Annotated in this window: 13 protein-coding genes and 1 other annotated feature; all 13 genes read left to right on the forward strand. The window is 48.9% G+C overall.

What is annotated here, in order from left to right; translation table 11 throughout:
* Positions 1-44: 44 nt before the first annotated feature.
* On the forward strand, positions 45-809 hold the full coding sequence (gene rlmB, locus KNQ11_RS15660) for a 23S rRNA (guanosine(2251)-2'-O)-methyltransferase RlmB (RefSeq protein WP_035399377.1): 765 nt from the start codon (positions 45-47) through the stop codon (positions 807-809).
* Positions 806-1336, forward strand: a complete 531-nt coding sequence (locus KNQ11_RS15665; RefSeq protein WP_050677145.1) for an NYN domain-containing protein — start codon at positions 806-808, stop codon at positions 1334-1336. The genes rlmB and KNQ11_RS15665 overlap by 4 nt, the downstream gene beginning before the upstream one ends.
* A 187-nt stretch (positions 1337-1523) precedes the next feature.
* A complete protein-coding gene (gene sigH, locus KNQ11_RS15670) occupies positions 1524-2165 on the forward strand; it encodes an RNA polymerase sporulation sigma factor SigH (RefSeq protein ID WP_029343084.1) in 642 nt (213 codons plus the stop codon).
* Between the two features lie 155 nt (positions 2166-2320).
* Positions 2321-2467 carry a 50S ribosomal protein L33 gene (rpmG, locus tag KNQ11_RS15675; protein ID WP_023466603.1) on the forward strand — a complete coding sequence of 49 codons (147 nt, stop codon included), beginning with the start codon at positions 2321-2323 and terminating at the stop codon, positions 2465-2467.
* 44 nt (positions 2468-2511) lie between these two features.
* Positions 2512-2682 (forward strand): preprotein translocase subunit SecE, encoded by a 171-nt coding sequence (gene secE / locus KNQ11_RS15680; protein ID WP_023466605.1) that lies wholly within the window; start codon positions 2512-2514, stop codon positions 2680-2682.
* Between the two features lie 19 nt (positions 2683-2701).
* A complete protein-coding gene (nusG, locus tag KNQ11_RS15685) occupies positions 2702-3253 on the forward strand; it encodes a transcription termination/antitermination protein NusG (RefSeq protein WP_023466607.1) in 552 nt (183 codons plus the stop codon).
* 149 nt (positions 3254-3402) lie between these two features.
* Positions 3403-3828, forward strand: coding sequence for a 50S ribosomal protein L11 (gene rplK / locus KNQ11_RS15690; RefSeq protein ID WP_023466609.1), 426 nt, complete (start codon positions 3403-3405; stop codon positions 3826-3828).
* 117 nt (positions 3829-3945) lie between these two features.
* Positions 3946-4632 (forward strand): 50S ribosomal protein L1, encoded by a 687-nt coding sequence (rplA, locus tag KNQ11_RS15695; protein ID WP_064300983.1) that lies wholly within the window; start codon positions 3946-3948, stop codon positions 4630-4632.
* Between the two features lie 55 nt (positions 4633-4687).
* Positions 4688-4839, forward strand: a sequence feature (ribosomal protein L10 leader region).
* Positions 4840-4889: 50 nt separating this feature from the next.
* Complete coding sequence (rplJ, locus tag KNQ11_RS15700) at positions 4890-5396, forward strand: 50S ribosomal protein L10 (RefSeq protein ID WP_023466611.1); 507 nt, start codon at positions 4890-4892, stop codon at positions 5394-5396.
* A gap of 76 nt (positions 5397-5472) precedes the next feature.
* On the forward strand, positions 5473-5841 hold the full coding sequence (gene rplL / locus KNQ11_RS15705) for a 50S ribosomal protein L7/L12 (protein ID WP_023466613.1): 369 nt from the start codon (positions 5473-5475) through the stop codon (positions 5839-5841).
* A gap of 82 nt (positions 5842-5923) precedes the next feature.
* On the forward strand, positions 5924-6520 hold the full coding sequence (locus KNQ11_RS15710; RefSeq protein WP_023466614.1) for a class I SAM-dependent methyltransferase: 597 nt from the start codon (positions 5924-5926) through the stop codon (positions 6518-6520).
* 231 nt (positions 6521-6751) lie between these two features.
* Complete coding sequence (gene rpoB / locus KNQ11_RS15715; protein WP_047390625.1) at positions 6752-10309, forward strand: DNA-directed RNA polymerase subunit beta; 3558 nt, start codon at positions 6752-6754, stop codon at positions 10307-10309.
* 20 nt (positions 10310-10329) lie between these two features.
* Positions 10330-13929 (forward strand): DNA-directed RNA polymerase subunit beta', encoded by a 3600-nt coding sequence (gene rpoC / locus KNQ11_RS15720; protein ID WP_050677143.1) that lies wholly within the window; start codon positions 10330-10332, stop codon positions 13927-13929.
* The last annotated feature ends 76 nt before the right edge of the window (positions 13930-14005 follow it).

Raw genomic sequence — 14005 nt, forward strand, 5'->3', positions numbered from 1 at the left:
CACAAGAGAAACGAAAAGCCGCTCCAGTCAAGGAACAGCCCGTCGTGATCGAACCGCTCGAAGAAGGACAAGATTTCTTGTCAGGTCGTAATCCGGTCCTAGAGGCATTGCGGAGTGGACGAGAGATGAACAAGCTGTTCTTGCAGGAAGGACAACAAAAAGGACCGCTCGCCGTCATCCATGCGATGGCGCAGGAAGCGGGCATTCAAATCCAGCTCGTCCCGCGTTCGCGGTTAACCGGTTTAGCTGGAACGGAAAATCACCAAGGTGTCGTCGCAGCGGTTGCTGCGTATGAATACGCCGAGATGGAAGACATCTTCGAACTTGCACGTCAAAAGGATGAAACACCGCTCTTGATCATGCTTGATGAGCTCGAGGATCCACATAACCTCGGATCAATCTTGCGGACAGCAGATGCTGTCGGAGCACACGGAATCATCATTCCGAAGCGTCGCTCAGTCGGGTTGACGCAAGTCGTCGCCAAGGCATCAACGGGCGCGATCGAACATATCCCGGTCGTTCGTGTGACGAACCTCGCTCGGACGATGGAGGATCTAAAGAAACAAGGTATCTGGTTCGTCGGAACGGATGCACGTGAAAGTGACGACTACCGGACACTCGATGGTACGATGCCGCTCGGAATCGTCATTGGAAGTGAAGGAAAAGGAATGAGCCGGCTCGTCCGTGAGAAATGTGACTTCCTCGTCCACCTCCCGATGGCAGGACATGTCACGTCGCTCAACGCATCGGTTGCGGCTTCGCTATTATTATATGAAGTCTACCGGACTAGAAAGCCGTATGCGCGATGAAATATGATCGCCTCATCGTAGATGGCTACAATATCATTGGCGCATGGCCAGAATTTCGGACGTTGCGGGAGCAAGACTTTGAATTAGCACGGGAACGGTTGATTCATGCGATGGCGGAGTACCAAGCCGTCACAGGGATCAGCGTTACGATCGTCTTTGATGCCTATCTGCAACCAGGGCGTGAGTCTCGGATGCTAAAAAGCGGAATCGATATCGTCTATACACGAGAAAACGAGACGGCGGACGAGTGGATTGAGAAAACCGCCGCTGACTGGCTGCAGGATATCCGGGTCAAGCTGACGGTAGCGACGAACGACTACACGGAGCAATGGGTCATCTTCACGCTTGGAGCACTCCGTATATCAGCGCAGGAACTCCGGCGTGAGTGGAAAGCAGCAGTTGCCGTCATCAAGCAACAAACGACGTCTGCGAAGACGACGGCTCAACCGCGCTCGAAGATTGATTTACCGGAAGATGTCGTCGCGCGCCTCGAAGCGATTCGTCGACGAAAGAATTCAGATACATGATATGAACCATTCGTATGAGCAATCCGCCGTTCTCCTTCATTCGAGAGCGGTGGATTTTTTTGTAGAAAAGATACATTTTGGATACAACAAAAGAGGTCATGCCAATTTTCATTGTCGTGCGACAGGTAATTATTGTATAATTAAAAACAATTGAACTATTCGTCAATGATGCTTGGAGGGATACAGGATGAGTTTGGTTTCGTTCGACCAGTTTGAGTGCATGACCGATGAAGCGCTTGTAGAACAAGCGAAAGAGTTCGATAACAGCGATGCGCTCGAATTTTTGATCGAGCGGTATCGAAATTTCGTACGTGCCAAAGCCCGTTCTTACTTTTTGATCGGGGCAGACCGCGAAGACATCATTCAAGAAGGAATGATCGGTCTCTATAAGGCGGTACGGGATTACCGAACGGATAAGCTCGCCTCGTTTAAAGGATTTGCCGAATTATGCATCACGCGACAGATGATCACTGCGATCAAGACGGCGACACGTCAGAAACATATCCCGTTGAACTCGTACATCTCGCTCGATAAACCGATCTATGACGATGAATCGGAGCGGACGTTACTTGATATCATCACGTCGACAGCACCTTCTGATCCACAAATCTTGATCATCAACCGGGAAGAATACGCAGACATCGAATCGAAGATGGATGAGATTCTGAGCGACCTCGAACGGAAGGTCCTCGCGCTCTATCTCGACGGACGGACGTATCAGGAAATCTCTGACGACCTCGATCGTCACGTCAAATCGATCGATAATGCCTTGCAACGTGTCAAGCGCAAGCTTGAGCGTTATCTTGAAGCACGAAAGATGACGGTCTAACAGAGAGGTAGATTGACCGTAATCCCTTCCTATGCTACTGTATAACTAGCGCCTTACTAGCGAGACGCCGCTCATAGGCGTTTTTTTTTACGCTCTTTTTCGGAAGGAAAGTACCTTAACAGAAGAGAAGAGTGGCAAAGAAGGAGGACTTTGAGATGGCGAAGAAAGTAGGCCTTGCTTGTGATAATTGCGGTGCCCGCGACTATACGACGATGAAAAAAGAGGACGTCACTGTCCGCTTGGAATTGAAGAAATTCTGCCGTCGTTGTAACGCGCATACGATTCATAAAGAAGCGAAATAAGGCTTCATCTGTCCCGATTTATTACATCCTGGAGGGAAAGTACGATGAAATTTTTGCGTGACGTATGGAATGAATTGAAAAAGACGAGCTGGCCAAAACGGAAAGAGCTGACGAAATACACATTGACGGTCATCGGTATGGTGATCTTCATGGGTGTCTTCATCTTCGGCGTCGATTCAGGGCTTAGCGCATTGATGAGCTGGTTGATTAAGTAAAAAGAAGAGGTGGCCTACCATGGAGAAACAATGGTTTGTCGTCCAAACGTATTCCGGATTCGAAAACAACGTCAAGGCGAACCTTGAACGTCGGATTGAATCCATGAACATGGACGAAAAAATCTTCCGTGTACTCGTTCCGATTGAAACGGTACAAGAAGAAGTAACGAACAAAAAGGGAGAAACGAAAATCAAGGAACGTGAAGTCAAGATCTTCCCGGGGTATGTCCTCGTCGAGATGGTCATGACGGATGATTCTTGGTATGTCGTCCGGAATACTCCGAACGTCACGGGCTTCCTCGGATCAGTCGGCGGCGGTTCAAAACCGACACCGCTCCTTCCGGAAGAAGCAGAAAACATCCTTGGATCAATGGGTCTCGTCGATCTGAAGAGCCGTTACGACTTCTCACTCGGACAAATCGTCCGAATCAAAGAAGGAGCTTTCGAAAATCTCGAAGGTACGATCGAGGAGCTTGATACAGATGCTGAGAAAATGAAAGTCTCTGTTGATATGTTCGGTCGCGAAACGAAGGTCGAGCTTGATTTCGCACAGGTCGATAAAATCGATTAAGTTTCCTATTGCGAATGTTTTGTTTTAATGATACAATTTTTCGTGTTTGATGTTGTGCTTATTTCGATAAATAACTCGTCGAATAGAATGAGTGGGAGGACGCGCAACGTCCAATTAAACCACATTAAAGAATTAAGGAGGTGTGTCTCGTGGCGAAGAAGGTTATGAAACTCGTAAAACTTCAAATTCCTGCGGGCAAAGCAAACCCAGCTCCACCAGTTGGACCGGCACTCGGTCAAGCAGGTGTGAACATCATGGGCTTCTGTAAAGAGTTCAACGCTCGTACACAAGACCAAGCCGGCTTGATTATCCCTGTAGTCATCACGGTTTTTGAAGATCGTTCATTCACATTCATCACTAAAACTCCTCCAGCAGCAGTTCTCTTGAAGAAAGCAGCTGGAATTGAGAGTGGTTCAGGTGAACCGAACCGTAAGAAAGTAGCGACTGTCAAACGTGACAAAGTTCGTGAAATCGCTGAAACAAAAATGCCAGACCTTAACGCATCATCTGTTGAAACAGCAATGTTGATGGTTGAAGGTACTGCACGTTCTATGGGTATCGTAATCGAAGACTAATGTCTTTTTGATTACCATGAACAACGATGAGGGTCGCAGGCGGATAGTTTCTTGAAGCCTGCTACCCTTTCATTATGTGGGAGGATTTTCCGCACAACCACAAAGGAGGAACCTAAAATGGGTAAGAAGTACAAAGAAGCTGCTAAGCTTATCGATCGTACGGTTTCATACGAACTCGCAGAAGCTGTAGATTTGACTAAAAAATCTGCAACTGCGAAATTCGATGAGACTATCGAATTGGCTGTTCGTCTCGGAGTAGATCCGAAGAAAGCAGACCAACAAATCCGTGGAGCAGTCGTATTGCCACACGGTACTGGTAAAACACAAAAAGTTCTCGTCTTCGCGAAAGGTGAGAAATTAAAAGAAGCGGAAGCTGCTGGAGCAGATTACGCTGGTGATGCTGAGTACATCAACAAAATCCAACAAGGATGGTTCGACTTCGACGTTATCGTCGCGACACCAGACATGATGGGTGAGGTTGGTAAACTTGGTCGCGTTCTCGGACCAAAAGGCCTCATGCCAAACCCGAAAACAGGTACAGTTACATTTGACGTCACAAAAGCAATCAACGATATCAAAGCTGGTAAAGTTGAGTACCGTGTCGACAAATCAGGTAACATCCACGTTCCTGTCGGTAAAAAATCATTCGATAACGAGAAACTCGTTGATAACATCAACACAGTTATCGAAACTCTCGTAAAAGTTAAGCCTGCTACTGCTAAAGGTGTATACCTTAAGAACATCGCGATCGCTTCTACAATGGGTCCTGGTGTAAAAGTATCTTCAGCTGACTTCGCGAAATAATTTCGTCTAAAACGAACTTGACAACGTTCTAAGAACGCTGTTACAGTATAAAACGTTGATATATTTCGACATACCGTAGACAGAAGGTGCTCACATGGGCATAAATCCTTCCGAGGTGTTCTTGCTCAGAGAGCCTGTTTGTTCAGGTATCCTTTTTGACGATTACGCCTCCTCTGCTCTGCAGACGGAGGCTTTTTATTTGAAATCGAGCAGCCCCTCGCACCGGTACATTTCATCTACCAGGAGGTGCAACAGAAATGGCAAACGAAAAAGTTATCGCTGTCAAAGCGGATCTCGTATCTGAGATCGCTGAGAAACTCCAAGCGAGCGCAGGAACAGTTGTCGTCGACTACCGTGGTCTCACAGTAGAAGAAGTCACTGAACTTCGTAAACAACTCCGCGAAGCGGGCGTTGAATTCAAAGTTTACAAAAACGGTCTCCTCCGCCGCGCGGCAGTTCAAAGCAACCTCGAAGGTCTTGATGAAGTCTTCACAGGTCCTAGTGCGATCGCCTTCAGCAATGAAGATGTTATCGCGCCAGCTAAGATCTTGAACGACTTCGCTAAAACGCACAAGGCTCTCGAACTTAAAGGTGGTATCATCGAAGGCAAAGTCACTTCAGTAGAAGATGTCAAAGCCCTTGCGGAACTTCCATCACGCGAAGGTCTCCTTTCGATGCTCCTCAGCGTGCTTCAAGCGCCAATCCGTGGACTCGCGGTGGCAACGAACGCAATCGCAGAGCAAAAAGAAGAACAATCTGCTTAATTTCTGCTTAGCGGGATAGGCAACCAACACAATTTTCACACCCCAACGTGGGCTAAATCAAAGGAGGAAAACCATAATGGCTTTCAACAAAGAGCAATTTATCGAAGACCTCAAGGGCATGACTGTTCTTGAACTTAACGAACTCGTAAAAACAATCGAAGAAGAATTCGGCGTATCAGCAGCAGCTCCAGTAGCAGTTGCAGGTGCTGGCGCAGGCGCAGCAGCTGAAGAGCAAACTGAATTCGACGTTATCCTTACTAACGCTGGATCTGGTAAAATCAACGTCATCAAAGCAGTTCGCGAATTGACTGGTCTCGGTCTTAAAGAAGCGAAAGCTCTCGTAGACGGAACTCCAGCACCAGTTAAAGAAGGCGTTTCGAAAGAAGACGCTGAAGCAATGAAAGCTAAGCTTGAAGAAGCTGGCGCTACTGTAGAAGTTAAGTAATTTTCTTCTTCCGTAGAAACAAGAGAAGCTCGCATTGCGAGCTTCTTTTGTTTTCATCTTTTACATGAGAGGGGAAGGAAACATGGCGGATCATTACTATACGAATGACCCTTCATCGAAACGAGATCCGAAGACGTGGGAATATGTCCTGCGTGGTCAGACGCTCCGCTTTACATCGGACCATGGTGTCTTTTCGAAGAACGGAATCGATTTTGGTTCCCGCCTGTTGATCGAGGCATTCACGGAACCGGCTGTAGCGGGAGACATCTTGGATGTCGGTTGCGGATACGGACCGATGGGCATCGCGCTTTCGAAGTCGACGGGTCGTCCGGCGCACTTGATCGATGTCAATGAACGGGCGCTCGAACTAGCGGCAGACAATGCGCGTGCGAACGGTGTTTCCGTGACGACCGGTGTGAGTGACGGGTATGATGGGGTAGGCGAATCGACATTCGCAGCGATCGTGACGAATCCACCGATTCGGGCGGGAAAAACGGTCGTTCATCGTATTCTCCGGGAAGCGTATGATCACCTTGTCGTCGGCGGCGAGCTTTGGGTCGTCATTCAAAAGAAACAAGGTGGACCATCAGCGAAGAAATTGATGGAAGACGTATTCGGTATGTGTGAGACAGTTACCCGCGATAAAGGGTACTCGATATTTAAATCAATTCGGTCTTGACAAATCGAAGGATTTGTCGTTGACCGCATGTTGTGTCTATGATAGTATTATAAAATGCCATTGGAGTGATTTTTGGATAAGATGTTTGAAAGCAGCTGGCGTTCTCGACTACAGATGATTGAGTAGACAAGACGTCGCTTTTTTGCGCTTATCAATCAAAAAATGGCTTCAATGTTCGATATTACACCCGTCCTTCTCTATAAGAAGAAGTGGGTCTGAGAGGTGAATCAGTTGACTGGTCAACTTGTTCAGTACGGTCGTCACCGTCAGAGAAGAAGCTATGCACGTATCAGCGAAGTATTGGAACTTCCAAACTTAATCGAGATTCAAACGAATTCGTATGAGTGGTTCCTGCGGGAAGGTCTTCGTGAGATGTTTCATGACATTTCGCCGATTTCCGATTTCACAGGGAATCTCGTATTAGAATTCATCGACTACTCGCTCGGAGAGCCGAAGTATTCGATCGATGAATCGAAAGAGCGCGACGTGACCTATTCGGCACCACTACGCGTTAAAGTCCGTCTTCAAAATAAAGAGACGGGTGAATTGAAAGAACAAGAAGTCTTCATGGGTGACTTCCCGCTTATGACGGAGTCGGGAACATTCATCATCAATGGAGCGGAGCGCGTAATCGTTTCGCAGCTTGTTCGTTCGCCAAGTGTTTATTACAACAATAAGTTAGATAAGAACGGTAAGCGTGGATTCTCCGCGACAGTCATCCCAAACCGTGGTGCATGGCTCGAGCTCGAGACAGACGCGAAAGACATCGTTTATGTTCGCATTGATCGCACGCGTAAGATTCCAGTAACGGTTCTTTTACGTGCTCTTGGTTTCGGTACGGATCAGGAAATCATCGATCTTCTCGGTGATGATGAGTACCTCCGGAATTCACTTGAAAAAGATAATACGGAATCAACGGAAAAAGCCCTCATTGAGATTTATGAGCGTCTACGTCCGGGAGAGCCGCCGACAGTCGAAAACGCAAAAGCGTTGCTCGTATCGCGCTTCTTTGACCCGAAACGTTATGATTTGGCAAACGTTGGTCGTTATAAAATCAATAAAAAGCTTCATCTTAAGAACCGTCTCTTCGGTCAAAAACTTGCGGAAACGCTTGTTGATCCTGAGACAGGTGAAGTCATCGCGGAAGCAGGAACGGTCCTTGATCGTCGTATGCTCGATAAAGTCCTTCCATTCCTCGAAGGATCCGTTGGTTACATCGAAGCGACGCCAACAGGCGGCGTAACGCAGGGTGAGGCTTTCAACTTACAGTCAATCAAGGTGTTCGCACCGGACGATGCTGAAGGTGAACGCATCATCAATATCATCGGTAACGGTAACATCGATCGTGACATCAAGCACATCACGCCTGCTGACATGATTGCTTCTATCAACTACTTCTTCAACTTGTTGCATGAAGTCGGTACGACAGACGATATCGACCACCTCGGTAACCGTCGTCTCCGTTCAGTTGGTGAGCTGCTCCAGAACCAATTCCGGATCGGTCTCTCACGGATGGAACGTGTCGTTAAGGAACGGATGTCGATTCAGGACCAGAATGCGATCACGCCACAGGCATTGATCAACATTCGTCCGGTTATCGCATCGATTAAAGAGTTCTTCGGTAGCTCGCAGTTGTCTCAGTTCATGGACCAAACGAACCCGCTTGCGGAATTGACGCACAAACGTCGTCTTTCAGCACTCGGACCTGGTGGTTTGACACGTGAGCGCGCTGGTTTCGAAGTTCGTGACGTACACTACTCGCACTATTCCCGTATGTGTCCGATCGAAACGCCAGAGGGACCAAACATTGGTTTGATCAACTCGTTGTCTTCGTACGCGAAGGTCAATGAGTACGGCTTCATCGAAGCGCCATATCGTCGTGTCGATCCGGAAACGGGCGTCGTCACGGATGAAATCCACTACATGACTGCTGACGAAGAGGATCTCTACGTCGTCGCTCAGGCAAACATGTTGTTGACGGAAGAGAAGACGTTCCAAGATTCACACGTTCTTTCACGTTTCCGTGGACAAAACTTGTCTGTCGAACCAGCACGTGTCGATTACATGGACGTTTCACCGAAGCAGGTTGTATCTGCCGCAACGGCTTGTATCCCGTTCCTTGAGAACGATGACTCGAACCGTGCCCTCATGGGAGCAAACATGCAACGTCAGGCCGTCCCACTTCTGAACCCGGAATCTCCGATTGTCGGTACAGGTATGGAGTACGTGTCTGCGAAAGACTCAGGAGCCGCTGTCGTTGCGAAGCACGCAGGGATCGCTGAGCGTGTTACGGCGCGTGAAATCCTTGTCCGTCGTACGACGGAAGTCGATGGCAACATCGTTGAAGGGGAACTCGACCGTTACAAGATTCAAAAATTCATCCGTTCTAACCAAGGAACGTGTTATAACCAAAAACCAATCATCAAAGCGGGCGACCCAGTCGATAAAGGCGAGATCCTTGCAGATGGTCCATCGATGGACGGTGGGGAACTTGCGCTTGGTCGCAACGTACTCGTCGGTTTCATGACATGGGATGGTTACAACTATGAGGATGCTGTCATCATGAGTGAGCGTCTTGTCAAAGACGACGTCTACACATCGATCCACATCGAAGAATACGAATGTGAGTCGCGTGATACGAAACTCGGACCGGAAGAAATCACACGTGATATTCCGAACGTCGGTGATGATGCCTTGAAAAACCTCGACGATCGCGGAATCATCCGCGTCGGTGCGGAAGTCAAGGACGGCGATATCCTCGTCGGTAAAGTTACGCCGAAGGGTGTAACGGAATTGACAGCGGAAGAACGTCTTCTTCATGCAATCTTCGGTGAAAAAGCACGTGAAGTCCGTGATACATCTCTCCGTGTACCACACGGTGGTGATGGAATCATCCTCGACGTCAAAATCTTCGACCGCGATAATGGGGACGAGCTCTCACCTGGTGTCAACCAGTTGATCCGTGCTTACATCGTTCAGAAGCGTAAGATTCACGAGGGTGACAAAATGGCGGGTCGTCACGGTAACAAAGGTGTTATCTCGCGTATCCTTCCAGAAGAAGACATGCCGTACATGCCAGACGGTACGCCAATTGACATCATGTTGAACCCACTTGGGGTTCCATCACGGATGAACATCGGGCAGTTGCTCGAGCTTCACCTCGGGATGGCAGCACGTCAACTCGGCATCAAAGTCGCATCACCGGTATTCGATGGTGCGCGCGAGGAAGATGTTTGGGCAACGATTGAAGAAGCAGGTATGGATCGCGACGCGAAGACTGTCCTTTATGATGGTCGTTCGGGTGAAGCGTTCGATAACCGCATCTCTGTCGGTGTCATGTATATGATTAAACTTGCTCACATGGTCGATGATAAACTTCACGCACGTTCGACAGGACCATACTCACTCGTCACACAACAACCGCTCGGTGGTAAAGCCCAGTTCGGTGGTCAGCGTTTCGGTGAGATGGAAGTATGGGCACTTGAAGCATACGGCGCAGCCTACACGCTCCAAGAGATCCTTACAATCAAGTCGGATGACACGATCGGTCGTGTTAAAGCGTACGAAGCAATCGTCAAAGGTGAGAATGTACCACAACCGGGCGTACCGGAATCGTTCCGAGTCCTCATTAAAGAGCTTCAATCCCTCGGTATGGACGTCAAGATGATGTCTGCTGATGATGAAGAAATCGAAATGCGCGACGAAGACGAGGACAATATCCCGAACGCGACTCCAGCACTCGAAGAAGTTCAAGCGCCTGTCGCACCAGTTGTTACTGAAGAGGAATAAGCGAAAGGGAGGTCCACCCCTTGGTAGATGTTAATAGATTTGAATATATGCAAATCGGCCTCGCTTCCCCCGAAAAGATCCGTTCATGGTCTTTCGGGGAAGTGAAAAAGCCGGAGACGATCAACTATCGTACACTCAAACCGGAGAAAGACGGTTTGTTCTGTGAACGTATCTTTGGTCCAACAAAAGACTGGGAATGTTACTGTGGTAAATACAAACGGATCCGCTATAAAGGAATCATTTGTGACCGCTGTGGCGTTGAAGTCACGAAGTCGAAAGTCCGTCGTGAGCGCATGGGTCACATCGAGCTCGCAGCACCGGTTTCGCACATCTGGTACTTCAAAGGAATTCCTAGTCGTATGGGACTCGTCCTCGACATGTCACCGCGTGCGTTAGAAGAGATCATCTACTTCGCGTCGTACGTCGTCACAGATCCAGGCGAATCGACACTTGAGAAGAAACAACTCCTTTCAGAGAAAGAATACCGTGCATATCGTGAGAAGTTCGGTCGTTCGTTCACTGCTGAAATGGGTGCGGAAGCAGTTCGTAAATTGCTCCGTGACGTGGAACTCGATAAAGAAGTCGCTGCATTACGTGAAGAGCTTCGTATGATTCAAGGACAACGTCGTACGCGTGCGATCAAACGCCTTGAAGTCCTCGATGCGTTCCGTAACTCAGGCAACAATCCAGAATGGATGGTGCTTGAAGTACTTCCAGTCATCCCACCGGAACTTCGTCCGATGGTTCAACTCGATGGCGGACGTTTCGCAACGTCTGACTTGAACGACTTGTACCGCCGCGTCATCAACCGTAACAACCGTCTCAAGCGTCTTCTTGACCTTGGCGCTCCGAACATCATCGTTCAGAATGAAAAACGGATGCTTCAAGAAGCAGTCGATGCTTTGATCGATAACGGTCGTCGTGGTCGTCCAGTCACTGGACCAGGTAACCGTCCACTTAAATCACTTTCACACATGTTGAAAGGGAAACAAGGACGTTTCCGTCAAAACTTGCTCGGTAAACGTGTCGACTACTCTGGTCGTTCGGTTATCGTCGTTGGTCCAAACCTGAAGATGTATCAATGTGGTCTTCCAAAAGAAATGGCCCTTGAGCTCTTCAAACCGTTCGTCATGAAAGAACTCGTCTCTCGTGGCATCGCACCGAACATTAAGAGTGCGAAACGGAAAATCGAGCGCGTTCAACCTGAAATCTGGGATGTCCTCGAAGAAGTCATCCGTGAGCATCCGGTTCTCTTGAACCGTGCACCGACACTTCACCGTCTCGGTATCCAGGCATTCGAACCAACGCTCGTCGAAGGACGCGCGATTCGCCTTCACCCACTCGTATGTACGGCGTACAACGCCGATTTCGATGGTGACCAAATGGCGGTTCACGTACCACTTTCGGCAGAAGCACAAGCAGAAGCACGTCTTCTCATGCTCGCTGCACAAAACATCTTGAACCCGAAAGACGGTAAACCTGTCGTTACACCATCGCAGGATATGGTCCTCGGTAACTACTACCTCACGCTCGAACGCGAAAACGCGATCGGCGAAGGTAAAATCTTCTCGACAGTGAACGAAGCGCTCATCGCTTACCAAAATGGTTATGCGCACTTCCATACACGTGTTGCGATTCCAGCCGGCGTTCTGAAAAACCCGACATTCACGGAAGAGCAAAACGAGAAATTATTGATTACAACAGTCGGTAAGTTGATCTTCAACGAGATCCTCCCAACGACGTTCCCTTACTTGAACGAACCAACGATGACGAACCTTCAAGAAGCGACGCCAGACAAGTACTTCCTTGAAAAAGGAACAGATGTCGCGGCAGAACTGAAGAACCGTCCGATCATCGACCCGTTCAAAAAAGGATTCCTTGGAAATGTCATCGCGGAAGTCTTCAAACGGTTTGAGACAACAGAAACAAGCCGCATGCTCGACCGCATGAAAAACCTCGGATTCAAACACTCGACTCGTGCCGGTATCACGGTAGGGATCGCGGACATCATCGTTCTTCCGGATAAACAAGAAATTCTTGTTGAAGCGCAGGACAATGTCGACCGCGTCATGAAATCGTACCGTCGTGGTCTCATCACAGAAGACGAGCGCTATGAGCGCGTCGTTAAATCGTGGAATGATGCGAAGGATGAAATTCAGTCTCGTCTGATGAAATCCCTCAACCGTCTCAACCCGATCTTCATGATGAGTGACTCCGGTGCCCGTGGTAACGCGTCGAACTTCACGCAGCTCGCTGGTATGCGTGGACTCATGGCCGCTCCAAGTGGACGGATCATCGAGCTCCCGATCAAATCATCGTTCCGTGAGGGTCTAACGGTACAGGAATACTTCATCTCAACACACGGTGCGCGTAAAGGTCTTGCCGATACAGCCTTGAAAACGGCTGACTCAGGTTACCTGACTCGTCGTCTCGTTGACGTCGCTCAAGACGTCATCATCCGTGAAGATGATTGTGGAACGGATCGTGGTATCCGCGTCACAGCACTCCGTGAAGGAACGGAAGAGATCGAAAGCCTCTACGACCGCCTCGTCGGCCGTACTGCATTCGAAAACGTCGTTCACCCAGAAACAGGAGAAGTCCTCGTTTCAACGAACGAACTCATCGATGAAGACATCGCTCGTGCAATCACGGACGCAGGTGTCGATAACGTTGAGATCCGCACTGCCTTCACATGTAACACAAGCCATGGTGTCTGTAAGAAATGTTACGGACGCAACTTGGCAACAGGCAACGACGTCGAAGTCGGCGAAGCTGTCGGTATCATCGCGGCACAATCAATCGGTGAGCCAGGAACGCAGCTTACGATGCGTACCTTCCACACAGGTGGGGTTGCCGGGGATGATATCACACAAGGTCTTCCGCGTATCCAAGAGTTGTTCGAAGCGCGTAACCCGAAAGGTCAAGCGGTCATCTCGGAAATCGATGGTCAAGTCATCGACTTCACGGAATCGCGTGACAAACGTGAATTGACGGTCCAAGGACTCAGCGAAACACGCACATACACGATCCCATTCGGTTCGCGTCTACGTGTTCAGCTCGGGGACGAGGTCAAAGCCGGTCAAGTCTTCACGGAAGGTTCGATCGATCCGAAAGAACTCTTGAACGTTAAAGGTGTATCCGGCGTTCAGAACTACTTGCTCCAAGAAGTTCAAAAAGTATACCGGATGCAAGGGGTTGAGATCGGTGACAAACACGTCGAGGTCATGGTTCGCCAAATGATCCGTCGCGTACGTGTCATCGAGTCTGGTGAGACTTCACTCTTACCAGGTTCGCTCGTCGATATCAGCACGTTCAAGGAAGCTTGTAAAGAAGCGCTCCGTAACGGGAAAGCTCTCGCTTCGGCGAAACCAGTTCTTCTCGGTATCACGAAAGCGTCACTTGAAACAGATTCATTCCTATCGGCTGCGTCGTTCCAAGAAACGACTCGTGTCCTTACGGATGCAGCGATTAAAGGGAAGAGCGACTACCTTCGCGGCTTGAAAGAGAACGTCATCATCGGTAAGTTGGTTCCAGCTGGTACTGGGATGGCACGTTACCGTCAGATCGATCTCGAAGTAGCTGGCGAAGCACCTGTAGAAGCCGATTCTCCGGTAGAATAAAACGCCTTGACACGCCGGTATGGCGGTGCTACTATGATATAGTGTTGCCAACCGGCTGTGTTATTTTGGAGGATAT

The organism is Exiguobacterium sp. s39 (assembly GCF_018618925.1).
In the GTDB taxonomy this organism is placed as follows: domain Bacteria; phylum Bacillota; class Bacilli; order Exiguobacteriales; family Exiguobacteriaceae; genus Exiguobacterium_A; species Exiguobacterium_A abrahamii.